The following is a 22442-nucleotide window of genomic DNA, read 5'->3' on the forward strand; positions in this document are numbered from 1 at the left end:
CCCAGAAGCTTCCGAACGCGCGGTGGGCGCTGCCGGGAGTGGACCCCCCGGCGGACTAGTCTGGGCGAACGTCAGCCGTCTTGACCGCCTCAACCCAGCCAGCACCCAGGAGCAGTACACGTGGCAGCGATCGAAGCCGTCGGAGCCCGCGAGATCCTCGACTCGCGCGGCAACCCCACTGTCGAGGTCGAGGTCCTCCTCGACGACGGGTCCTTCGCCCGTGCGGCAGTCCCCAGTGGTGCCTCCACGGGCGCCTTCGAGGCCGTCGAGCTGCGCGACGGCGGTGCCCGGTACGCCGGCAAGGGCGTCCAGCAGGCCGTCACGGCCGTCATCCAGCAGCTCGGCCCGGCGATCGAGGGTCTCGACGCCGCCGACCAGCGCCTGATCGACCAGACGCTGCTCGAGGTCGACGGCACGCCCAACAAGGCGAGCGTCGGCGCGAACGCGATCCTCGGTGTCTCTCTGGCCGTGGCCCGGGCAGCGGCGGACTCCGCCCAGCTGCCCCTCTACCGCTACGTCGGCGGCCCCAACGCGCACCTGCTGCCGGTGCCGATGATGAACATCCTCAACGGTGGCGCGCACGCCGACACCAATGTGGACATCCAGGAGTTCATGATCGCTCCGATCGGCGCCCCGACGTTCCGTGAAGCCCTCCGGATGGGCACCGAGGTCTACCACGAGCTCAAGGCCGTCCTGAAGGGTCGCGGCCTCGCCACGGCCGTCGGCGACGAGGGTGGTTTCGCCCCCGACCTGGAGTCCAACCGGGCCGCGCTCGACCTGATCGCCGAGGCGATCGGCAACGCCGGCTACGAGCTGGGCAAGGACATCGTGCTCGCGCTCGACGTCGCCGCCTCGGAGTTCTGCGACAACGGCTCCTACACCTTCGAGGGCGCGCAGAAGACCGCCGCCGAGATGACCGCCTACTACGCCGAGCTCGTGGCGTCGTACCCCATCGTCAGCATCGAGGACCCCCTCGACGAGGACGACTGGGAGGGCTGGAAGGCCATCACCGACGAGCTCGGCACCAAGACCCAGCTGGTCGGCGACGACCTGTTCGTCACCAACGTCGAGCGCTTGCAGCGCGGCATCACCGGCGGCCAGGCCAACTCGCTGCTGGTGAAGGTCAACCAGATCGGCTCGCTCACCGAGACCCTCGACTCCGTCGAGCTCGCCCACCGCAACGGCTACCGCTGCATGATGAGCCACCGTTCGGGCGAGACCGAGGACACCACGATCGCCGACCTCGCGGTGGCGACCAACTGCGGCCAGATCAAGACCGGTGCCCCGGCGCGGTCCGAGCGGGTCGCGAAGTACAACCAGCTCCTGCGGATCGAGGACGAGCTGGGCGACGCCGCGCGCTACGCCGGCGCGGCCTCCTTCCCCCGCTACCAGGGCTGATCGGCCCACCGGAGACCCACCATGGCTGACGAGCGCCGCACGTCCCGCAAACCGGGCCGCCCCGCATCGGGGCGGTCCGGACCGCGGTACGCCGAGCGACTGAAGGCCGAGCGCAAGCAGGCCGCGCGCGACCGGGAGGCTGCTCTCCTGCGTGCGCGCGCCGAGCACCAGCGCAAGTCCCGGCTCACCGGCCGGGCCGCGATCCTGGTGCTCGTGCTCGCGGTGCTCGCGGTCTCCTACGCCTCCTCGCTGCGGGCCTACCTGCAGCAGCGTGGCCAGATCGAACAGCTCGAGGCGCAGATCTTCGAGCGCGAGGGCAACATCGCCGACCTCAAGCGCGAGAAGGAGCGCTGGGAGGACCCGTCGTACGTCGCCCAGCAGGCCCGCGCCCGCTTCGGCTACGTCATGCGGGGCGAGACGCCGTACGTCGTCGTGGACGAGAACGGCGACCCGCTCGACGCCTCTGCCGAGCTCGGCGACCCGGCGTCGGTCGACGACCCCGATGTGCGGGCCTGGTACGAGGACGCGTGGGACTCCATGAAGATCGCCGGCAACCCTCCCACCAGGGTGCGGGCGCCCAAGGACGAGATCCAAGCACCGGAGGAGGACCTGTCGGAGTGAGCACCGAGCGCGAGAAGGACGAGGCGGTCATCGCCGCCCAGCTCGGCAGGCCGCCCCGGGGGATCCACGCCATCGGGCACCGCTGCCCCTGCGGCAACCCCGACGTGGTGACGACCGAGCCGCGGCTGCCCAACGGCACCCCGTTCCCGACGACGTACTACCTCACCTGCCCGCGGGCGAGCTCCCGCATCGGGACCCTCGAGGGCACCCACGTGATGAAGGAGATGCAGGACCGGCTGGGCACCGATCCCGAGCTGGCCGCGTCCTACCGAGCGGCCCACGAGGCCTATCTCGCCGACCGTGCGGCGGTCGGGGAGGCCGGCGGCTTCGACGTCCCCGAGATCGAGGGCATCTCCGCCGGCGGCATGCCGAACCGGGTCAAGTGCCTCCACGTGCTGGCGGGCCACGCGCTGGCCGCCGGCCCCGGGGTGAACCCGCTCGGCGACGAGGTCCTCGAGATGCTCGGCGAGTGGTGGGCCACGGGTCCGTGTGTCACCGTCCCCACGGATGACTGAGCTCCCGCGAATGCCTGGGCTCCCGCGAATGCCTGGGCTCCCACGAATGACTGGCTCCCACGAATGACTGGGCCGATCGCCGCGATCGACTGCGGCACCAACACCATCAAGCTGCTCGTCGGCGATCCTGCCGGCGACCCGGCCGGAGTGCGCCGCGAGAGCAGGATGATCCGGCTCGGCCAGGGCGTCGACGCCACCGGTGTGCTCGCCCCCGAGGCGCTCGAACGGGCGTGGGTGGCGATCGAGGAGTTCGCGGCGATCATCCGTGACGCCGGGGCCGAGCGGATCCGTTTCTGCGCGACCTCCGCGACCCGTGACGCGGCCAACGCCGCCGAGTTCGCCGACGGGGTCCTGGCTCGCCTGGGCCTGCGCCCCGAGGTTCTCTCGGGTGAGGAGGAGGCGCGCCTCGCGTTCGACGGCGCCGTGCGCGGCGTGAGCGCGGTGCGCCCGCTCGCGGGACCGGTCCTGGTCATCGACATCGGCGGCGGGTCCACCGAGCTGATCCTCGGCGACCCGGCGACGGGGCCGACCGCGGCGCACTCGATGGACATCGGCTCGGTCCGTCTCCACGAGCGGCACGTGCGCAGTGACCCGATCAGCGAGCTCGAGATCGCGGCGACCGTGGCCGACATCGATGCCGCGCTGGACGCCTCTCCGGTCGATCCGGCCGCTGCCGCCACCGTGCTCGCCGTCGCGGGCACGAACACCACGATGGCCGCAGGAACCCTCGGTCTGGCCGCCTACGACCGCGACCTCATCCATGGCCAGGAGCTCGCCGTCCTCGACGTGCAGCGCCTGGTCGGGTCCCTGCTGGCACTGACGACGGCGCAGCGACGCGCGCTCGGCTGGATGCATCCCGGTCGCGCGGACGTCATCGACGCCGGTGCCCTGATCGTCTCGCGGGTCCTGGGCCGCGTCGAGGTGGCGACCGTGACGGTCGCGGAGACCGACATCCTCGACGGCATCGCCTGGAGTCTGCTCACCTCCTGACGCCCGTGCTGGGATGATGGCCCGGTGAGCAACGACCTGTACGCCGTCACCGTCATCGGACACGACCGCCCCGGCATCATCGCCGCCACCACGAACGGGCTGGCCGGTCTGGGTCTCAACATCGAGGACTCGACGATGACCCTGCTCCGCGGGCACTTCGCGATGATGCTGCTCTGCCGCGGTGCCGTCGACGGTGCCCAGGTGGAGAGCGCGCTGGCGTCGCTCGCAGGCGGGGGCGACCTCGACGTCGCCGTACGCCCCGTCACCGACGAGCCCACGCCCGCCGCCGGGGGCAGTGCCTGGGTGCTGACCGTCCACGGCGGTGACCGTCCCGGGATCGTGTCCGAGGTCGTCGGACAGGTCGCCGCGGCCGGCGGCAACATCACCGACCTGACCACGCGGCTGGCCGGTGAGCTCTACCTGCTCGTCGCCGAGCTCGACCTGCCGGTCGGTGCCGACGTCGAGGCGGTCGATGGTGCGATCCGTGCTGCGGCCGAGCGGGTCGGCGTGAGGGCGACCCTGCGCCCCGCCGAGGCCGACGAGCTGTGACCGCAGCGGAGGGGAGCGTGCGGGTCGCGGCCTGGACGGAGGCCGAGCTGGGCGTCGAGGGTGCGGTCCGCGAGGTCGTGCGCGCGCCCGAGGGCGTGCTCTCGGCGCGTGGTGCCGACATCGACCCGACCTCGCCCGAGATGGTGCAGCTCGCCGCCGACCTCGTCGCCACGATGCGGGTGAGTCCCGGCTGCGTGGGCCTGGCCGCCAACCAGGTCGGCGTGGGCGTGCGGATGTTCTGCGTGGACGTGACCGAGCACCCCAAGGCGCGGACCCTGCACGGCACCTTCGTCCTGTGCAATGCGGAGGTCGTCGAGTCCAGTCGCAACGAGAAGGCCCGCGAGGGCTGCATGAGCGTGCCCGACTTCACCGGCGACGTGAAGCGGGCCTCCCGCCTGACCGTGCGGGGCCGGATCCCCGGCACCGGTGAGGAGGTCGAGTTCGCGACCGATGCCTTCGAGGCACGGGCGCTGCAGCACGAGATCGACCACACCGACGGCCTGTTGTTCCTGGACCGCGTCGCCGGCGCCCACGCGATCTATCCTCGCCAGACCTACCTGTGACCTTCCCGTCGACCGGGCCGCAGGCCCACGCCCCCGTATCCCAACCGGTAGAGGAAGCCGCCTTAAAAGCGGTCCAGTCTGGGTTCGAACCCCAGCGGGGGCACGTGCCCGATGTGGGCGCCAGGACGCGCATCGCTTGACTTCAGGTCCACCTGAACCGGGAGAGTGGGGGCATGTCCCGTCACCACAGCGACCACGACCACTCCCTCGAAGCGCTCCGTGAGGCGCTCACCCCCGAGTTCTGGGACGAGCGCTACGCCGGCAGCGACCGGGTCTGGAGCGGCAACCCCAACCAGCGACTCGTCGAGCAGGTCGCCGACCTGACGCCCGGGACCGCACTCGACGTGGCCTGTGGGGAGGGCGGCGACGCGATCTGGCTCGCCGGTCAGGGCTGGGAGGTCACCGCCGTCGACGTCTCGGAGGTCGCGCTGGCGCGCGTCGCGGCGCACGCCGAGGAGGCCGGTGTCGGCGACCACCTGAAGCTCGGCTTCTACGACGCGCTGGCCGATCCGCGACCGGCCCACCGGCACACCTTCGACCTGGTCACCGTCAGCTTCCTGCACGTCCCGGTCGAGGACTTCCCGGCGATCTACCAGGGCATCGCGGAGGCCGTGGCGCCCGGTGGCCGGCTCCTCGTCACCGCCCACCACCCCCACGACGTCACCTCCGGTGCCCGCCACGACCACGGCCCCGGCCTCCTCTTCGAGCCCGACCGCGTGCTCGACGTGCTGGGTGCCGAGGCGCCCGACTCGGCCTGGGAGATCGAGGTCACCGACACCCCGACCCGGGTGCAGGCGAGTGACGATGGCCCGTTCGAGGTGCGGGACACGATCGTGCGCCTGCGTCGTCGGGCGTGACCTGAGTCACCTTCTGGCGGCAGGCTCGTTGAAGGGCCATGAGTCGTAGAACACGTTCTACCGTCCTGCTCGCGCTCGCGGGCCTCGCCGTCACCACGGTGGCGGGTCTGGGGCCGGCGCGCGCCGCGGAGCCCGAGGTGCGCTCGGCGGTGGTGGCCGCCGTACCCGATGACGACGCGCCGCAGCTGCGCCGCGAGGGCCGCTGGCTGGTCGACGAGCAGGGCCGGGTCGTGATCGTGCACGGCTTCAACCTGGTGTGGAAGCTCGACCCCTACGTCCCGCCCGACACCGCGGAGGGCTTCACCGAGGCCGACGCCGAGTGGCTGGCGAGGTACGGCTTCAACGGCATGCGGCTCGGCACGCTGTGGGCCGGCCTGACTCCCGACGCGCCCGGCGTGGGGGACCCCGCCTATCGCGACGGCTGGCAGCGGGTCATGGACCTGCTCTCCGACCGCGGGATCTGGATGCAGCTCGACATGCACCAGGACCAGTGGCACGAGACGTACGGCGGCGAGGGGGTCCCGGACTGGGCCCAGCACCGTCCGGTCGTGCTCGGACTGCTGCCGCCCCTCAACCTGCCGTTCCCGATGGGCTACTGGACGCCCGAGAACTCGCTCGTCTTCGACCACTTCTGGGCCAACCGCCACCGCGGGATCGATCACTGGGCCGCTGCCTGGCAGGTCGCAGCCGGATGGTGGAAGGACCAGCCCCACCTGATGGGCTACGACCTCATCAACGAGCCGTGGATGGGCCTGGAGTGGCTCACCTGCTTCACCTCCGGCTGCAAGGCGTCCTACACCAACGAGCTCCAGCCCGCCTACGAGAAGGTCACCCGCGCGATCCGCCAGGTCGACCCGGACAACCTCGTCTGGTGGGAGCCGCAGCAGCTCGCCGCCGGTCGCCAGGTGCCGACCTTCCTCGAGCCGATGGCCGGGGAGGACCAGCTGGGCTACTCGTGGCACAACTACTGCCAGGACGTCTTCCTCGAGTCCCAGGGCATTCCGCTCGGGAACGTCGAGAACTGCTGGAAGTTCAGCCAGGAACGCACCGACACCGCGCTCGCCCAGGCCAGGAAGATCAACGCCGCGGCGATGATGAGCGAGTGGGGCGCCACCGACAACATCCGTGCCGTCGAGATCGATGCCGCCGTCGCGGACCGCAACCTGATGGGCTGGAGCCACTGGGCCTACAAGCAGTGGAAGGACCCGACGACCGCCGACGACGCCCAGGGGATGTTCCACGACGACACGGACTTCGACTCGGTGAAGACCGACAAGCTCCGGGTGCTCGTGCGCACCTATGCCCAGGCGACGGCAGGGACCCCGCTCGCGATGAGCTTCGACGCGGCGAACGGCGACTTCGCCTACCGCTACCGCTCCAACGCCATCGACGCACCCACCGAGATCTTCGTCAGCCCGCTGCACTACCCGGGCGGCCACCGGGTCGAGGTGAGCGGCGGGACCTGGACCGAGGGCACCGACGGCAGGATCCTGGTGCGTCCGGACGTCCCCGGCACGGAGGTCGCGGTCGCGATCGTGCGGCGCTGACAGGAGGGCGGGACGGCATCGAATCGGGAACGTTTCGCCCACGCCGGGCGTTTCCCCATCATCAGGCCGCCTAGACTGGGTGGCCAGAACGACTCGCTGTCCTGCGGAGGAGATCATGCAGAGCAACAACCCGGTGTTCCGTCGCTCGGAAGAGTTCAACCGGAACGCGCCCGGCAACCAGACCTACCAGGGCAACGGTGCCCCCTACCAGGGCTACGGCCAGGACCAGCCCCGCGGCTACGGCGAGCCCGGTCGCGGCCTGCCCGGCTACGGCCAGCCCGGCGGTCAGCCGCCGGCACCCCAGGGCCAGCGCGGCCAGGGCCGGATGACCATCGACTCGGTCGTCCAGACCACCGCGATCACCCTCGGCGTGGTGCTCGTCGTCGCTGCTGCGACCTGGATCCTCACGCCCGGCCTCGACGAGGTCGCGGCCAACCAGAGCCTCGGCCCGCTGTACGCCGCCGCCGTCATCGGTGGTGGCCTGGCGTTCGTCCTGTCGCTGGTCAACTCGTTCAAGCGGGTCATCTCGCCCGCCCTGGTGCTCGCCTTCGCGGCGGCCGAGGGTCTGGCGCTCGGCGCGCTGAGCAAGTCCTTCGACATGGCCTTCGGTGGCGGCATCGTCATCCAGGCTGTGCTCGGCACCTTCGCCGCCTTCGGCGGCACCCTCGCGGCGTACAAGTTCTTCGACATCAAGGTCGGCAACAAGTTCCGCACCTTCGTCGTCGCCGCGATGTTCGGCATGGTCGGCCTGAGCCTGCTCGAGGTCGTCCTCGGCATGTTCACCTCCGGCCTGGGCCTGTTCGAGCTCGGCGCGGTCGGCCTGCTGTTCTCCATCGCCGGTCTGGTGCTCGGTGTGTTCATGCTGATCATGGACTTCGACTTCGTCGAGCGGGGCGTCGCCAACGGCCTCCCCGAGCGCGAGTCGTGGCGGGCCTCGTTCGGCCTGCTCGTGAGCCTGGTCTGGATCTACACCAACCTGCTCCGGATCCTCGCGATCCTGCAGAACGACTGACCCAGTCAGCCGACGGCCTCCGGCCCACCCTCGGTGGGCACGGGGGCCGTTGCGTTCTCCTGGGACTCCGGCGCCTCGCCGGGCACGTCCTTGCGACTGCGGCGGTGCCGCAGCTCGACCCACAGACCGCGAACGCCGGTACGACGCCCGCCGATCTCGGTGCCGTCGAGCTCGGTCCCGGGCTCGTTGACCGCGCGGATGGCGGCGCGGGTGACGGGCAGCACGCCCTCGCCGCGGAACGCCTCGAGGCCGATCTCCTCGGCCGGGACCCGCTGCAGGGCGGCGAGGACCGACGGAACCAGGACACCGGCCAGCGCGCGGTAGCCCTCGACGGACGGGTGGAACTGGTCCGGGCCGAAGAGCAGCGCAGGTGCGGCCGCGAACTCGGGGCCCAGGACGTCGCCCAGGGAGACGGTCCGGCCGCCCTCGCCGATGACGGCGATGGTCTGCGCGGCAGCGAGCCGTCGTGACCAGGCGCGCGCGACCTGGCGCAGCGGGGGAGCGATCGGCTGGACGGTGCCGAGGTCGGGGCAGGTGCCCACGACGACCTGGGCGTCGGCCGAGATCAGCCGGCGTACTCCCTCGGAGAGGTAGCGCACCGACTGGGACGGCCGCATCGTGTGCGTGACGTCGTTGCCGCCGATGAGGATCACGGTGGCGTCGGGTTCGATCGGCAGCGCCCGGTCGACCTGGGCCGCGAGGTCGGACGACTTCGCGCCGACGACGCAGAACTCCTTGAGGTAGACCCGTCGGTCCGCGAACTCGGCGATGGCGGAGGCGATCAGAGCGCCGGGCGTCTCCTCGACCCGGTCGGCGCCGTAGCCAGCGGCGCTGGAGTCGCCCAGCAGGGCGATCTTGATGGCGGGACCGGGACGCCCGCGGCCGTACCAGCCCGAGGCGTCCGGCGGCGGCTCGTCGCGGGCGGGGCCGATCGTCTTGCGGGCGAGCTTGGCCTCCGCGGTCAGGACGCCGTACAGACCCGCGCCCAGGGCAGACAGCCCACCGCCGCCGTACAGGGCGGCGGCGGCGAGTTTGCGGGCAGCGGAGGCTTTGCTCACGCGCCAACTCTACGGAGACACCGATACGGTGAGGACATGGAGTACGTCGAGTCCCTGCTGCAGCTGATCGGCAACACCCCGCTGGTCCGGCTGAACCGTTCCCTCGACCTGCCCGCCGACGGACCGTTGGTGCTGGCGAAGGTCGAATACCTCAACCCCGGTGGGTCCGTGAAGGACCGGATCGCGACCCGGATGATCGAAGCCGCCGAGGAGTCCGGTGCGCTCCTCCCGGGAGGCACGATCGTCGAGCCGACCTCGGGCAACACCGGAGTCGGGCTGGCGATGGTGGCGCAGCAGAAGGGCTACAAGTGCATCTTCGTGTGCCCCGACAAGGTCAGTGAGGACAAGCGCAACGTCCTCAAGGCGTACGGCGCCGAGGTGGTCGTCTGCCCGACCGCCGTCGCTCCGGAGCACCCCGACTCCTACTACAACGTCAGTGACCGGCTCGCCTCGCAGCCGGGTGCCTGGAAGCCCGACCAGTACTCCAACCCGCACAACCCGCGCTCGCACTACGAGGAGACCGGACCCGAGATCTGGCGCCAGACCGACGGGCGGATCACGCACTTCGTCGCCGGCGTGGGCACCGGCGGCACGATCTCCGGCATCGGCCGCTACATCAAGGAGCAGAGTGCCGAGGTGGAGGTGGTCGGCGCCGACCCGGCCGGCTCGGTCTACTCGGGAGGCACCGGGCGCCCCTACCTCGTCGAGGGCGTCGGTGAGGACTTCTGGCCCGAGACCTACGACCGCGACATCGCCGACCGCATCATCGAGGTCTCCGACGCGGACTCCTTCTCCTTCACGCGGCGCCTCGCCCGCGAGGAGGCCATGCTGGTGGGTGGTTCGTCCGGCATGGCGGCCTTCGCCGCACGCCAGCTCGCCCACGAGCTCGCAGCCGAGGGGCGCAACGACGCGGTGATCGTGGTGCTGCTGCCCGACTCCGGGCGCGGCTACCTCAGCAAGGTCTTCAACGACGACTGGCTGGCGCAGTACGGCTTCAGCAACGGCCAGCAGGCGCCCACGCGCACGATCGGCGAGGTCCTGCGGGGCAAGACCGGCGCCCTGCCGGCCCTGGTCCACACCCACCCCAACGAGACCATCGCCGAGGCGATCGGCATCCTGCAGGAGTACGCCGTCTCGCAGATGCCCGTCGTGCGGGCGGAGCCGCCGATCGTGGCGGCCGAAGTGGCCGGTTCGGTGTCGGAGCGGGCACTCCTCGACGCCCTGTTCACCGGCAACGCACGGTTGAGCGACGCCGTCGAGCAGCACCTGTCCCCGGCGCTGCCGACGATCGGCTCGACCGAGGACGCCACGGCCGCGGTGCCCCTGCTCGAGGGGGCCGACGCAGTGCTCGTGCACGAGGACGGCAAGCCGATCGGGGTGCTGACCCGGCACGACCTGCTGCTGTTCCTCGCGAAGGGCTGACCCCGCTCAGGCGGGTGGCGCGTAGTAGCGGCAGGTGTGGTGCGGGCTGATGCCCGCGGCGTCCCAGAAGGCCCTGCCGCCGACGTTGGCGGTCTCGACGTGCAGCCAGACCGTGAGTGCGCCCTGCTCCGAGCCCCAGTCCAGGAGCTCGGCCAGGACGGCGCGCGCGAGCCCGCGGCGCTGGTGTGCGGGGTCCACGGCCAGGCCGTGGATGCCGAGCCAGTCGTCATCGAGGGTGGCGTGAGCCTCGGCGAGGGGGTCGCAGGCCGTGCCGATGGAGGCGACCGCACGAGGTCCGGTGGCCTCGCGCTCGACCGGCGGGTGCTGCCTTCCCAGGGCACGGCGCACCTGTGAGGTGCCGGCGAGACGGAGCTCGGACTCGCCGTGCTCCAGGGCGTGCCAGCCGGTCGCGATCAGCTCCCGCTCCACTTCGGAGTCGGCCTCGACCTGGAGCAACGGGTCGCGCGACCTCTCGGCGTAGAACGCCTCGACGGCCGTGAGGGCCGTGACGAGGGGGACGCCGGGGTCGCCGATCGCGAGACAGGAGTTGGCGCGTTTGCGGAGGCGACCGGTCGGCGCGGCCTCGCTGCGCAGCTCCCACTCGCCCAGGGCGATGCGTTCGATGCCGGGCCAGAGGGAAGACGTGCGGACCTCGGACTCGCGCACCCCGACCCGGTGGCGCACCGAGGGGCGCGGCGGCACCGGTTTGCCCGACACGATGTCCGCGAGCGCGATCGTGACGGCCGGTCCGGACTCCGGCTGCACCACGCACCGACCCTCCGCCCAGGCCGTGCAGACACCCAGCAGGTCGGTGAAGGCAGGCCCGCCGGTCGGGCCGCTCTCGCCCCGGACGAGGCGGCGGATGACGACGCGCTGCCCGATCACATGGGGACCGAGGGTGTGGCCAGCATCATGCTGTCCCGAAATGGGGGGTCTGCGCGCATCAGCCACCCTCGGGATACTAGGGTGAGGACCGACACGAAACCCATTCATATTGGGCCTGCCGTGTCAGCCCGAAGTCTCCGTAGTTGAAGTGCTGGTCCAGGAGGAACCGATGACCTACATCATCTCGCAGCCGTGCGTCGATGTTAAGGACCGTGCGTGCGTCGATGAGTGCCCGGTCGACTGCATCTACGAAGGCAAGCGGATGCTCTACATCCACCCCGACGAGTGCGTGGACTGTGGTGCCTGCGAGCCGGTCTGCCCGGTCGAGGCGATCTTCTACGAGGACGACGTCCCGGAGGAGTGGAAGGACTACTACGACGCCAACGTCAAGTTCTTCGACGACCTCGGCTCGCCCGGCGGTGCCGCCAAGATGGGTGAGATCGACAAGGACGCCGTGTACGTCGCTGGTCTCGAGCCGCAGAACCAGGACCACTGAGCAGCCTTGAGCGCTCCGGTCTCGGGCCGGCTTCCCGACTTCCCCTGGGACAAGCTGACGCAGTACGCCGCCACGGCGCGCGCACACGCTGACGGCATCGTCGACCTCTCGATCGGCACCCCGGTCGACCCGACGCCCGAGGTCGCCCGTGCCGCGTTGACCGCTGCCGCGGACTGGCCGGGCTACCCGGTCACGGTCGGCGTCCCCGAGGCTCGCCAGGCCGTCGTCGACTGGCTCACGGGGACCCACGGGACGATCGAGCTGGACCTCGACCAGGTCCTCCCGCTGATCGGCTCCAAGGAGTTCATCGCGACGCTGCCGTCGTACCTCGGCCTCGGTCCGGGCGACGTGATCGGCTTCCCGGCACTCGCCTACCCGACCTACGAGGTCGGGGCGGCGCTGGTCGGCGCGACGGCCGTCGCCACGGACTCGCTGACGTCCTTCGGGCCCGAGACGCCGAAGCTGCTCTGGCTGAACTCGCCCTCGAACCCGAGTGGCCGCGTGCTCCCCACGGCGCACCTCAAGAAGGTCGTCGACTGGTGCCGCGAGCGCGGCGTCCTGCTGGTCTCCGACGAGTGCTACCTCGACTGTGTCTGGGAGGGCGAGGCGGTCTCCGTCCTGCACCCGGACGTCTGTGGCGGCTCCTCCGAGGGCATCCTGGTCGTGCACTCGCTCTCGAAGCGCTCCAACCTCGCTGGCTACCGCTGCGCCTTCGTGGCCGGCGACCGGTCCGTCATCGCCGAGCTCCTCGCGGTCCGCAAGAACCTCGGACTGATGATGCCCGGCCCGCAGCAGCTGGCGATGGCAGCCGTCCTCGGGGACGAGGCGCACGTCGCCGAGCAGCACGAGCGCTACCGCGCCCGTCGCACCCGGTTGCGTGCCGCACTCGAGGGCGCCGGCTACACGATCGACCACTCCGAGGCGTCGCTCTACCTCTGGACCACGAAGGGACCGGACGGTCCCGACTGCTGGCAGATCGTCGCCGACCTCGCCGAGCAGGGGATCCTGGTCGCCCCGGGTGCGTTCTACGGCGCCGCGGGCTCGCACCACGTGCGGGTCGCGCTCACGGCGAGCGACGAGCGGATCGATGCCGCCGTCGCCCGCCTCGCTCCTCGCAGCTGATCAGGCGGGGATCGTCGCCAGCACGCCGAGCATGTGGTTCATGACCGCGTGGTGCTCGGCGGCCGGACTGAACATCACGATCTCGGCCTCGTCCTCCACCCGCACGGTGTGACCGGCCGGCCAGTGCACGCACTGGCCCGCGTCGCACACCTCGGTGGAGCCGTCGCCGTAGGTCACCACGACCCGGCCCCGGATGAGATAGCCCCAGTGGGGCGCGAAGCACAGCCCGTCGTCGAGCCCCGCGAGCAGCGGTGCGACGTCGACGCCGGTCGCGAGGACGAGGTGCTCGGCGGCCAGGGTCCCGAACGCCGTACCGAAGTCCCCCTGGTGGCGGGCGACGGCGCCGAGGGCGTTCATCTTGATCGGTAGGTCGGAGGTGGAGACGTGCATGGCGGTGTCCTTTCGTGGGTCAGTTCACCCCGAAGGCGTGACAAGCGGTGTCACAATGCGACAGTGACGGCCACCGACGCCGAGCAGCTCGAACAGCAGGCCGCCGCGGCCTACGCCGCGGGGGAGATCGACGCGTCGATCGCCGCCTGGGAGCGCTTGTACGACGTCGAGCTCGCCGCTGGTCGCCCGGTGCTCGCCGCGCGGGCGGCGGCCCTGGTGGCGCTCAACCTGCTCTGCGAGACCGGGCTGCTGGCGCCCGTCCGCGGCTGGCTCGCCCGATCCCGTCGGCTGGTCGCCGACGGGGAGCCGGGTCCCGTGCACGCGCTGCTCGCGGTCATCACGACCTACGAGCGGTTCCTCTCCGGCGATCCTGCCGCCGCCCTGGCCCCCGCCCGCGAGGCGGTGGCGCTCGGCGACGCGTTCGGGGTGGACCCCGCCCGCGGGCTGGGACGCGTCGCACTCGCCAGGCTGGCCGTCCACGCGGGCCGGGTCGAGGAGGGCGTCGCGCTGCTCGACGAGCTGGCGCTGGACCTGGGTGCCGGGCAGTTCGACCCCCTCACGACCGGCAACGTCTACTGCGAGCTGATCTGCGCTGCCCTCTGGCTCGGACAGCACGACCGGGCGCGGGAGTGGACCGAGGTGATGGAGAACTGGCGGCACGGACCGGCATTCGGCGCCACCCACGGCCGGTGCCGCGTGCACCGCGCCGAGCTGCTCCGGATCTCGGGACCGGCGGAGGCGGCCGAGCGCGAGGCACTCGCCGCCTGTGCGGAGCTCCGACCGTGGCTGCGCCGGGAGTTCGGCTGGCCGCTCGTCGAGCTCGGCAACATCCGGCTGCGCCGGGGTGACCTCGCCGGAGCCGAGGAGGCTTTCGAGCAGGCGCACGAGCGTGCGTGGTCGGCGCAGCCGGGCTGGGCGCTGCTGCGTCTGGAGCACGGTGACCTCGACGCCGCCGCGGTGATGGTGCGCGACGAGATCGACCATCCGATGGCCGTGCCGTGGAAGGAGCGCCCGCCGTTCGGCGACCTCCGACTGGTGCCCCTGCTGGCCGCGCAGGCCGAGATCGCCCAGGCCGCCGGTGACGAGGCGACGGCACGTACGGCCGCGGACCAGCTCGCAGCCGTGGCCGAGCGCTACCCCACGGCCATGGTGCGCGCCGAGGCCGCGCTGGCCGGCGCCCGGGCGGCGCTGCTGTCCGGAACCCCAGGATCCAGCGGGGACGCGATCACGGCCGCCGCGTGCGCCGTCGGGGAGTGGGTCGAGATCGGTGCGCCGTACGACGTCGCCTCGGCCCGGCTGGTCCTCGCCGAAGCCCACCGGGTGGCGGGCAGCGAGGACCTCGCCCGGACCGAGTGGAAGGCTGCAGCGGCCGGCTTCGCCGCGTTCGGCGCGCCGGCCCGTTCCGCCGCCGTGCAGGCCCTGCTCGACGGACCGCTTCCCGTGGAGGTGCTGGCTCCGGCCGGAGCAGTCGTCGTGACGGTGACCCGGGACGGCGACCGGTGGCGGATCGGTCACGCCGGCAGGTCGGCTGCCGTGGCGGACCTCAAGGGCATCCAGCTGCTGATCCGGCTCCTGGCCGAACCGGGGCGTGAGTTCGCCGCGACCGACCTGGCCGGGGCAATGGTCGCCGAGACCGGGCTGCCCGTCCTCGACGCGGAGGCCGTGGCGTCGTACCGGCGGCGGCTGGCGGAGGTCGAGGAGGACCTCGCGGAGGCCGAGCGAGACCACGACGACGCCCGACGCTTCCTCGCCGAGCGCGACCGTGACTACCTCCTGGCCGAGCTCGGCGGCGGCCTCGGGCTCGGGGGTCGCGAACGCCGCAGCGGTGGTGCGTCCGAGCGGGCTCGCACCAGCGTGACCCGCTCGGTCCGCTACGGCCTCGCGCGCGTGCGCGAGCAGCTCCCCGACCTCGGCGCCCACCTCGACCGGGCGGTACGCACGGGCACGTACTGCTCCTACCTGCCCGACCCCACCGCGCCGATCGAGTGGCGGATCACCCGCTGAGGTGGGGCGCTCGGAATCTACGAGAACACGTCGATGTGGATGTGGTCGCGGTGCTCGAGGATCTTGATGTCGCCGGAGGACGACGGCGGGTCGTAGTCGCGCCAGCCCTGCCGGCCTGAGGTCCAGATCCGGTCGTCGAAGATGACGGTGCGGATGTCGAGGCGGGACGCGTTGGCCACGGCCCAGTGGGCCATCGCCCAGCCCTTGGTCTTGTTGGGCTTGCTGATCGGCCGCACGAAGACGTCGATGGCGCGGCCGTCGTAGTGCGCGGAGCCCTCCATGTGGCCGGTGCCGACGCCGCCCGGTGCGTAGCCGCCGAGGGAGAGCCGGCCGAACCTGGTGAGCAGCTCCTTGCGGATCGCCTCGGCACGCGGGGTGAGGCCGCTGGCGACGAGCTCGGTGTCGGCCGACGGTGCTCCGCCGGACAGGTCGCAGCTGAACGTGGCGGGGGAGAAGCCCGTGAAGGCGGAGGCGAGCGCGCGACCGTCGGCCTCGTGGTCGGCGTACGCGTCGGGGAAGGCCGAGCGCTGGACGCGTTGCGCAGCGACGGTGATCTCCATGCCTTCGTAGCCGTCGACCTTCTCGAGGGCGTCGTAGAACGCGTTGGTCGAGTAGACGGGGTCGAGGATCTGTTCGGGCGTGCCCCAGCCCTGGGAGGGGCGCTGCTGGAACAGGCCGAGCGAGTCACGGTCGCCGTAGTCGATGTTCTCGAGCTTCGACTCCTGGTAGGCCGTCGCCAGCGCGATGGAGACCGCCCGTGCGGGCAGGCGGCGTCGTACGGCGATCGCCGAGATCAGGGAGGCGTTCTCCGCCTGCTCGCCGCTGACCGTCACCTCGTGGCCCGAGACGGTGACCTCGCAGTCACCGTCGGGACCGTTGATGATGTCGTCGGTCACCTTGAGCACGGCGATGCCGACGCCCGCGACGGTCGCCAGGACGGCGACTCCCACGACGACTGCCGCTGCCCTGTTCCTCACGGAACCCAGTGTCCGGGGTGGCAAAAACCCGGAATCAGTTGGCGTGCAGGGCGGCGTTGAGAGCGATGCCCTCGCCCTGCCACGGAACGGCCTCGATGGCGCCCGTGACGGAGTTGCGGCGGAACAGCACGTTGCTGGCGCCGGACAGCTCGCGCGCCTTGAGGACCTGCGGGTCCTTGCCGGGCTCGAGGACGGTGACCTTCGTGCCGGCGGTGACGTAGCAACCGGCCTCCACGACGCAGTCGTCGCCGAGGGAGATGCCGATGCCGGCGTTCGCGCCCAGCAGGCAGCGCTCTCCCACCGACACGGTCTCCTTGCCGCCGCCGGAGAGGGTGCCCATGATCGAGGCACCGCCGCCGATGTCGGACCCGTCGCCCACGACGACGCCGGCCGAGATCCGGCCCTCGACCATCGAGGTGCCGAGCGTGCCGGCGTTGAAGTTCACGAAGCCCTCGTGCATGACCGTCGTGCCCTCGGCGAGGTGCGCACCGAGGCGCACCCGGTCGGCGTCGGCGATCCGCACGCCAGCCGGGATGACGTAGTCGACCAGCCGCGGGAACTTGTCGACGCCGTACACGGTGACGTGCTGGCCGGCAGCCTGCAGGCGCGCGCGGGTGATCTCGAAGCCCTCGATGGAGCACGGACCTGCGGAGGTCCACACGACGTTGGTGAGCAGACCGAACACGCCGTCGAGGTTCTGGCCGTGCGGAGCGACCAGGCGGTGGGACAGCAGGTGCAGGCGCAGCCACACCTCGACGGTCGACGCGGGCGCGGTGGCGAGGTCGGCGATCTCGACGAGGTTGACCTTGCGGCTCACCCCGCGAGCGTCGTCCGCGCCCTCCAGTGCGACGAGATCGGCCGGCGCCGACGCGTCGGCGGGCGTGGCGCCCAGCGAAGGCGCGGGGAACCAGGTGTCGAGGACGGTCTCACCGTCGGCGGCGTACGTCGTCAGGCCGAAGCCCCATGCGGCAGTCACGTGACCAGAGTCTAGGTGGCGTGGAACCAGATGCCCGCCCGTCCCGTCGGTACGGACATGACTCTCGGTGTGAAGTTGCCCGCAATCGCCCTCGCGGCGCTCCTCCTGCCGCTGCTCGTCGCGTGCGGTGGCGGTGCGGGCGAGGGGGACGGTGACGGCCTGCGGCTCGGCGGCGCGCCGGTCGAGCTGGAGGTCACCGTGCAGGACTGGTCGGGTTGGCAGCGAGAGCAGCCCGAGCCCGAGACCCGTTCGGTCACGGTCGGTCAGGGCGAGACCTTCACGGTCGACACGATCGGCGACGAGGTCACGGTCACCGTCCTGGCCCTGCACGCCGACCGGATCGAGCTCGGCACCAGCGACGACCTCGCGCCCGTGGGCGGGCTGGGCGGCGCGGACCACAACGACCTGAGCACGACCTTCGAGCTCCGGCGCGGCGGATCGGTCGAGTTCAGCACCCCGACGCTGGACGCGGGGACGTCGGTGCGGATCGTCGAGATCGTGGGGTGAGCGGTTGTCAGGGCTCGATTGCTCGGGGTGGGTCGAGTGCTCTGGTGCCGCCGGGGCCGACGAGGAAGAGCCTGCCGTGGGGGCTGGTCCAGAGGAAGTGGCCGGGTGCGAGGGGGCGGGTTCAAAGGGCTAGCGCCATTGGCTGAAGGTCTTGGCGCGGTGGTGCCTGCGGCAGAGGGGGTCGAGGTTGCAGGGGCAGGTAGGTCCGCCCGTGTGGTGGGGGATCTCGTGGTCGATGTCGCACTTGACGGCGGTGATGAGGGCGTTGCCGTGCTCATCGACCTCGGACACCTCACAGAACCGATGCTCCCGCGCCTTCTGGAGCTCGGCCTCGGCCCGGTCGGGGTCGAACCGGATGATGGCTTCGGCGATGAGTCGGTCGAGCTGGCGGTCCACGAACGCGGCCGCGTCTGGTGTCAGTGACTTGGTCTGGTCGGCGATGCGGTGGGCCTTGTACGGCATCACCCGCCCCGCGATCACGGAGGCGTTGCGGCCGATCAGTGCGGTGGATGCGGTCCCGAGATCCGTACCCATATTGGATAACGAAACCACCGACACAACCACCGGCAGGCGGAAACCCGGTGGTCGAGGAGGTCGCGCAGCGACCGTCTCGAGACCTGGTGAGTCGATGCCGGAACCTGTCCATGGGCAGGCGGGTGCATCGTGGCCGGGGGTCTCGAGACGGCCGCGGGCGGCCTCCTCGACCAACGGTGTCTGTCCGGCGTACCCATTCGTTGTTGTCGGCGGCGTCCCCGTTGGTCGAGGAGGTCGCGCAGCGACCGTCTCGAGACCCGGTGACCCGGTGCCGGAACCTGCCGACGGGCAAGCGGTGGACTCCTCAACCAGCAGTGGTCACCCGTTGGTGAGGATGGCGAGCTGGCGCGACTGTGCGATCAGCCGACCCTGCTCGTCCCACAGCTCGACGTCCTCGTCGTGGTAGCCGGCGATGACGTGGCGGCTGGTGACGTGGCCGAGGGCCCACAGGGTCTCGGGGCGGCGTCGGTAGTGGACGGTCAGCTGGATGGTCGCGGACGCCAGGTGGCCGATCTCCGCAGTCACCGGCGCGAACGCATCGGTCATGGCGCCGGCGAGCAGTGCGTCGACGGGACGGCCGTCGGCGGCGCGGATCCAGCCGAGGGACTCGGTGACGCCGCTCGGCTTGCCGGACAGCCAGCCCGGGACCTCGGGGGAGCGGTAGGCGTACCGGTCCAGGACCGGGACCATCCCCGTGGGCACCAGGGCACCGAAGTCCTCGCAGTCCTCGGGGCGCGGGATGACGGGCGCCGCGTGGGGCGTGTGCTCGACGGTGCCGGCGGCCTCCCAGTCGTGGGTGCTCACGACGGCGTGTGCGATCTCCTTGTCCGCCTGCACCAGCACGGCGTCGTACGTCGACACCCGGCGTCCCCTGCGGACCTCGCGGACCCGGATCTCGCCCGGACCGGGCAGGGCGGGGCGGAAGTAGGTGATCGAGATGCTCAGTGCGTCCGGGTGGGCGGACTCCTGCAGGACGGCGTGCTGCAGGAGCGCGAGGACGTAGCCGCCGTTGGGCGTCTGGTTGGCGGTGTTCCAGTCGGCAGTGATCCGGACGCGGGACAGCCCGCCGCCCAGGGGCTCGGCTGCGACCGCGTCGTCGAGGAGGTAGCTCACCTGCCCATCCTGCCGGAGCGGGGCGGGTCGTTCGACGTGGCCGTGGTCACTCTCCCGTCGTGCCGTCGATGCACTCCCGGAGCAGGTCGGCGTGTCCGCAGTGACGTGCGTACTCCTCGATCATGTGGACGAGGATGTCGCGCACACTGCTGGTCTCGGTCCCCTTGCGGAAGGTGACGACGGTGCCGAGGTCGTCGTCGGAACAGGCGTCCAGCCAGGCGTCAGCCGACGCGACCTGGGACCGCCACTGCGCCCAGGCCCGGTCCACGGCCTCCTGTGTGGGATCGACGTCCGCGAACCCGGCGTCCCCGTCGTCGTACAAGCGCTCGCCACCGACCTCCACCAGCGCGCGTTGGAACCAGAAGTGCTCCACGCGCGCCAGGTGCCGGACCATCCCGAGCAGGCTCATCGAGCTCGGCGGCACGGATCTCGTCGCCATCTGGGCCGGGGAGAGGCCGTCGCACTTGCGCTCGAGCGTCGCGCGGTGGTGGGTGAGGTAGTCGCGGTAGTTCGCCAGCTCTCCGGTCATTGCGACAGCCAACGCGAGGCGGAGGGGTTCGAGCAAGTAGCCTCGGCGGTGCAGCCACGGATCGGGACGGGGGAGCGCATGATCGGACATCTTGCTCCGGGCACCATGCTCGGCCGCTACCGCGTCGACCGGCTCCTCGGCCGCGGTGGGATGGGCAGCGTGTACGCCGCCACGGACACCGACCTCGGACGGTCGGTCGCGGTGAAGGTGATCAGCGCCGCCCACGCCGACGATGCCGAGCTCGTCGCGCGGTTCCGGCGCGAGGCCGAGGTCCTGGCGCGGCTGGACTCGCCCCACATCATCGCGATCTTCGACCACGGGGTCGCGGACGGGACGCCGTACCTCGTCACCCAGCTGGTTCGTGGGGGTGACCTGGAGGCGCTGGTCGAGCAACGGGGTCCGCTTCCGACCGATCTCGCCGTCGGCTGCGTCGCGCAGGTCGCCACGGCGCTGGACGACGCCCACCGTGCCGGGATCCTGCACCGCGACATCAAGCCGAGCAACGTGCTGCTGCGCGATCCGGACGACCGGCCCCTCTTCGCCTATCTCTGCGACTTCGGCATCGCCCAGCCCGACAGCGGCACCCGGCACACGGAACCCGGCGGGTTGGTGGGCACCTTCGCCTACCTGGCCCCCGAGCGCGCCGATGCGCAACCCGCCACTGCGGCCAGCGACGTCTACGCCCTCGGCTGCCTGCTCTGGTACGTCCTGACCGGCTGGGCGCCCTACGAGGGAAGCCCTGCTGCCCTGGTGCAGGCCCACGCGAGCGCGCCGGTGCCGCAGCTCCCGTCCGAGGACCCCGCGGCGACCACGATCAACGCCGCCCTCCGTTCGGCCATGGCCAAGGACCCGCGCCACCGTTTCGCCAGCGCCGGCGACTTCGCCCGGGCACTGACGGCGCCGGGCACGCGCCCCGCTCCGGCCGCCCCCACCGTCGCCGGCCCCGTGCAGGTCGCGGCCGGTCCTGGACCTGCACCGAGCCGCCGGAGGCTGCGAGCCTCGGCCGTGGCCGTGTCGGTCCTCGCCGTCCTCGTCGCCCTGACGCTGGTCCTGGTGCTCCGTCCCTGGGCGGACGACGACGTCGACCCGAGCGCTGCGCCGGACACCGACCCGTCGACCGTGCCGACCGATCCGTCGTCGGGACCCACTGCCGCGCCGTACGACGGGCCGGTCGCCTTCGACCTGGACGGCAACGGCTTCGGTGACCTCGTCGTGTTCGACGGGGACAGCCCGCCGGGCTTCGGCATCAACTACTACTCGGACGGCTCGTCCCTGACGCCCGAGAAGCGCACGGACCCGGACCGGCGGGCGGCATCGGTGTGGGGTGACGTCGCGCCGGGGACCAAGGGCCTCGAGCAGGTGTCGCTCGTCTACCGCGGCAGCTCGCAGGAGATCGTCGTCCTGGTGACCGACGACACCGGCCGCGAGCTGAGCAGCCTGCGCTCCGACATCGAGCTGGACACGGCGAGCACCCCTGACCTGGTCACCGGCGACTTCGACGGCGACGACCGCGACGACGTGGCGATGCTCCACCTCGACGCCGACGGGACCACCCGCCTCAGCGTCCTCCGGGCGGGGGAGAACGGCCGCCTCGAGGCACCCGCGGACTGGGGCACGCCTGCGGACGCACCGCCCGACGCCAGTGCGATGTGGGCGGCGGACGCGGACCGCGACGGCCTCGACGACCTGCTCCTCGGCGCGCCGACCGAGGCAGTCGCGCCGGGCGAGGACGCGGCCCGCTACGACGGTCCGACCGGCTTCCAGGTGCTCCTCTCGACCGGCACCTCCTTCGACGTGGAGGGCGACCGGGTGGTGGAGCCCCTCATCGACCTCGGCGTCAGTGTCATCGACGACTTCCTCGCCACCGACGGCGTCTCCGGCGTCACCGTCGTGATCCGGGACGGCAGGGTGCAGGTGCGCCTCTTCGAGTACGACGGCCAGCGCTTCGCCGCTCGCGGCACCCCCCAGGCGTTCGACTGGGAGGGCGGTGACGTGAGCGACCACGAGTCGGAGCCCGGGGTGGCGGCGCCACGCGTCACCCGGGCCGACTTCGACGGTGACGGCTACATCGACCTTGCCTTCGCGTTCACCGCGACGAGTGCGGGCGAGGAGTCGATCTGGGTGATGCGCAACGAGGCGGGCACCTTCGCCGCTCCCGAGAAGTGGGGGGTCCTCGACGACTGCGAGACCTCGGGGTTCTGCATCACCGCGATCGACGACCAGCGCGCCTGACGGGCGCCCACTGCGCCGGACGGGTCCGATTGGCGGGCGCTGTCCGCGGCGCCGTACGCTGTGTCCCACAGGCGCTCGAGCCGTCATCAGCGGTGAGCCCCGGGAAGAACAGCGCAAGCCCAGTAGACCCCGGCGGGTAGGCCCG

At 71.6% G+C, this 22442-nt stretch carries 23 protein-coding genes and 1 tRNA gene; 16 read left to right on the forward strand and 8 right to left on the reverse strand.

Going from position 1 to position 22442, the window contains the following annotated elements:
- Nucleotides 1-120 precede the first annotated feature (120 nt).
- From eno to ASE01_RS17360, 10 genes are all read left to right on the forward strand, one after another.
- Nucleotides 121-1398: a phosphopyruvate hydratase gene (gene eno / locus ASE01_RS17315; protein ID WP_056755088.1), complete on the forward strand. Its 1278-nt coding sequence runs from the start codon at nt 121-123 to the stop codon at nt 1396-1398.
- A 21-nt stretch (nt 1399-1419) separates the two neighbouring features.
- A complete protein-coding gene (locus ASE01_RS17320; protein WP_056755094.1) occupies nt 1420-2019 on the forward strand; it encodes an FtsB family cell division protein in 600 nt (199 codons plus the stop codon).
- On the forward strand, nt 2016-2534 hold the full coding sequence (locus ASE01_RS17325; protein ID WP_056755098.1) for a DUF501 domain-containing protein: 519 nt from the start codon (nt 2016-2018) through the stop codon (nt 2532-2534). Before ASE01_RS17320 ends, ASE01_RS17325 begins: the two co-directional genes overlap by 4 nt.
- Before the next feature lie 63 nt (nt 2535-2597).
- Complete coding sequence (locus ASE01_RS17330) at nt 2598-3524, forward strand: Ppx/GppA phosphatase family protein (RefSeq protein ID WP_056755101.1); 927 nt, start codon at nt 2598-2600, stop codon at nt 3522-3524.
- 24 nt (nt 3525-3548) lie between these two features.
- The gene (locus ASE01_RS17335) at nt 3549-4073 is read left to right on the forward strand and encodes a glycine cleavage system protein R (RefSeq protein WP_056755104.1); all 525 of its coding nucleotides are present in this window, start codon (nt 3549-3551) and stop codon (nt 4071-4073) included.
- Complete coding sequence (locus tag ASE01_RS17340; protein WP_235536080.1) at nt 4070-4636, forward strand: peptide deformylase; 567 nt, start codon at nt 4070-4072, stop codon at nt 4634-4636. The genes ASE01_RS17335 and ASE01_RS17340 overlap by 4 nt, the downstream gene beginning before the upstream one ends.
- 29 nt (nt 4637-4665) lie before the next feature.
- Nucleotides 4666-4739, forward strand: a tRNA-Leu gene (locus ASE01_RS17345).
- Nucleotides 4740-4809: 70 nt separating this feature from the next.
- A complete protein-coding gene (locus tag ASE01_RS17350; protein ID WP_082606175.1) occupies nt 4810-5493 on the forward strand; it encodes an SAM-dependent methyltransferase in 684 nt (227 codons plus the stop codon).
- Between the two features lie 38 nt (nt 5494-5531).
- Nucleotides 5532-7040 (forward strand): cellulase family glycosylhydrolase, encoded by a 1509-nt coding sequence (locus ASE01_RS17355; protein ID WP_082606176.1) that lies wholly within the window; start codon nt 5532-5534, stop codon nt 7038-7040.
- Nucleotides 7041-7155: 115 nt separating this feature from the next.
- On the forward strand, nt 7156-8052 hold the full coding sequence (locus ASE01_RS17360) for a Bax inhibitor-1/YccA family membrane protein (protein WP_056755111.1): 897 nt from the start codon (nt 7156-7158) through the stop codon (nt 8050-8052).
- A gap of 5 nt (nt 8053-8057) precedes the next feature.
- Here the strand turns inward: ASE01_RS17360 and ASE01_RS17365 are convergent, their stop codons facing one another.
- Entirely contained in the window at nt 8058-9110 is a 1053-nt protein-coding gene (locus ASE01_RS17365; RefSeq protein ID WP_056755116.1) for an SGNH/GDSL hydrolase family protein, read from the reverse strand.
- A gap of 36 nt (nt 9111-9146) precedes the next feature.
- On the opposite strand from ASE01_RS17365, the gene ASE01_RS17370 reads away from it, so the two are divergent.
- On the forward strand, nt 9147-10532 hold the full coding sequence (locus ASE01_RS17370; protein WP_056755119.1) for a cystathionine beta-synthase: 1386 nt from the start codon (nt 9147-9149) through the stop codon (nt 10530-10532).
- 6 nt (nt 10533-10538) lie between these two features.
- On the opposite strand, the gene ASE01_RS17375 is transcribed toward ASE01_RS17370, so the two are convergent.
- Nucleotides 10539-11417, reverse strand: coding sequence for a GNAT family N-acetyltransferase (locus ASE01_RS17375; protein WP_056755121.1), 879 nt, complete (start codon nt 11415-11417; stop codon nt 10539-10541).
- 169 nt (nt 11418-11586) lie between these two features.
- Here ASE01_RS17375 and fdxA point away from each other — a divergent pair, with 169 nt between their 5' ends.
- Both fdxA and dapC read left to right on the forward strand, forming a co-directional pair.
- Complete coding sequence (gene fdxA / locus ASE01_RS17380; RefSeq protein ID WP_056755124.1) at nt 11587-11913, forward strand: ferredoxin; 327 nt, start codon at nt 11587-11589, stop codon at nt 11911-11913.
- 6 nt (nt 11914-11919) lie between these two features.
- Nucleotides 11920-13035, forward strand: a complete 1116-nt coding sequence (gene dapC, locus ASE01_RS17385; RefSeq protein ID WP_056755128.1) for a succinyldiaminopimelate transaminase — start codon at nt 11920-11922, stop codon at nt 13033-13035.
- Here dapC and ASE01_RS17390 read toward each other — a convergent pair whose 3' ends face one another.
- Nucleotides 13036-13425, reverse strand: a complete 390-nt coding sequence (locus ASE01_RS17390) for a hypothetical protein (protein WP_056755132.1) — start codon at nt 13423-13425, stop codon at nt 13036-13038.
- Nucleotides 13426-13488: 63 nt separating this feature from the next.
- Here ASE01_RS17390 and ASE01_RS17395 point away from each other — a divergent pair, with 63 nt between their 5' ends.
- Complete coding sequence (locus tag ASE01_RS17395) at nt 13489-15429, forward strand: hypothetical protein (protein ID WP_056755136.1); 1941 nt, start codon at nt 13489-13491, stop codon at nt 15427-15429.
- Between the two features lie 17 nt (nt 15430-15446).
- On the opposite strand, the gene ASE01_RS17400 is transcribed toward ASE01_RS17395, so the two are convergent.
- A complete protein-coding gene (locus tag ASE01_RS17400) occupies nt 15447-16406 on the reverse strand; it encodes a hypothetical protein (protein WP_056755140.1) in 960 nt (319 codons plus the stop codon).
- A gap of 34 nt (nt 16407-16440) precedes the next feature.
- Nucleotides 16441-17382 carry a 2,3,4,5-tetrahydropyridine-2,6-dicarboxylate N-succinyltransferase gene (gene dapD, locus ASE01_RS17405; protein ID WP_056755145.1) on the reverse strand — a complete coding sequence of 314 codons (942 nt, stop codon included), beginning with the start codon at nt 17380-17382 and terminating at the stop codon, nt 16441-16443.
- 69 nt (nt 17383-17451) lie between these two features.
- On the opposite strand from dapD, the gene ASE01_RS17410 reads away from it, so the two are divergent.
- Nucleotides 17452-17889, forward strand: coding sequence for a hypothetical protein (locus ASE01_RS17410; RefSeq protein WP_056755149.1), 438 nt, complete (start codon nt 17452-17454; stop codon nt 17887-17889).
- Nucleotides 17890-18018: 129 nt separating this feature from the next.
- On the opposite strand, the gene ASE01_RS17415 is transcribed toward ASE01_RS17410, so the two are convergent.
- From ASE01_RS17415 to ASE01_RS17425, 3 genes are all read right to left on the reverse strand, one after another.
- Complete coding sequence (locus ASE01_RS17415) at nt 18019-18423, reverse strand: HNH endonuclease signature motif containing protein (RefSeq protein ID WP_056755153.1); 405 nt, start codon at nt 18421-18423, stop codon at nt 18019-18021.
- A gap of 318 nt (nt 18424-18741) precedes the next feature.
- The gene (locus tag ASE01_RS17420) at nt 18742-19536 is read right to left on the reverse strand and encodes an acyl-CoA thioesterase (RefSeq protein ID WP_056755157.1); all 795 of its coding nucleotides are present in this window, start codon (nt 19534-19536) and stop codon (nt 18742-18744) included.
- Nucleotides 19537-19582: 46 nt separating this feature from the next.
- Nucleotides 19583-20065 (reverse strand): DinB family protein, encoded by a 483-nt coding sequence (locus tag ASE01_RS17425; protein WP_157537469.1) that lies wholly within the window; start codon nt 20063-20065, stop codon nt 19583-19585.
- A 78-nt stretch (nt 20066-20143) separates the two neighbouring features.
- Between ASE01_RS17425 and ASE01_RS17430 the strand changes: the two genes are divergently transcribed.
- Entirely contained in the window at nt 20144-22297 is a 2154-nt protein-coding gene (locus ASE01_RS17430; RefSeq protein ID WP_082606178.1) for a serine/threonine-protein kinase, read from the forward strand.
- Nucleotides 22298-22442 lie beyond the last annotated feature (145 nt).

This window comes from Nocardioides sp. Root190 (genome assembly GCF_001428565.1).
Lineage (GTDB): Bacteria > Actinomycetota > Actinomycetes > Propionibacteriales > Nocardioidaceae > Nocardioides.

Coding starts and splice junctions, on each gene's coding strand:
- ASE01_RS17390 (WP_056755132.1), bottom strand. CDS start 13,425: ATGCACGTCTCCACCTCCGACCTACCGATCAAGATGAACGCCCTCGGC.
- ASE01_RS17425 (WP_157537469.1), bottom strand. CDS start 20,065: ATGACCGGAGAGCTGGCGAACTACCGCGACTACCTCACCCACCACCGC.
- ASE01_RS17415 (WP_056755153.1), bottom strand. CDS start 18,423: ATGGGTACGGATCTCGGGACCGCATCCACCGCACTGATCGGCCGCAAC.
- fdxA (WP_056755124.1), top strand. CDS start 11,587: ATGACCTACATCATCTCGCAGCCGTGCGTCGATGTTAAGGACCGTGCG.
- ASE01_RS17370 (WP_056755119.1), top strand. CDS start 9,147: ATGGAGTACGTCGAGTCCCTGCTGCAGCTGATCGGCAACACCCCGCTG.
- ASE01_RS17430 (WP_082606178.1), top strand. CDS start 20,144: ATGATCGGACATCTTGCTCCGGGCACCATGCTCGGCCGCTACCGCGTC.
- ASE01_RS17330 (WP_056755101.1), top strand. CDS start 2,598: ATGACTGGGCCGATCGCCGCGATCGACTGCGGCACCAACACCATCAAG.
- ASE01_RS17360 (WP_056755111.1), top strand. CDS start 7,156: ATGCAGAGCAACAACCCGGTGTTCCGTCGCTCGGAAGAGTTCAACCGG.
- ASE01_RS17320 (WP_056755094.1), top strand. CDS start 1,420: ATGGCTGACGAGCGCCGCACGTCCCGCAAACCGGGCCGCCCCGCATCG.
- ASE01_RS17350 (WP_082606175.1), top strand. CDS start 4,810: ATGTCCCGTCACCACAGCGACCACGACCACTCCCTCGAAGCGCTCCGT.
- ASE01_RS17355 (WP_082606176.1), top strand. CDS start 5,532: ATGAGTCGTAGAACACGTTCTACCGTCCTGCTCGCGCTCGCGGGCCTC.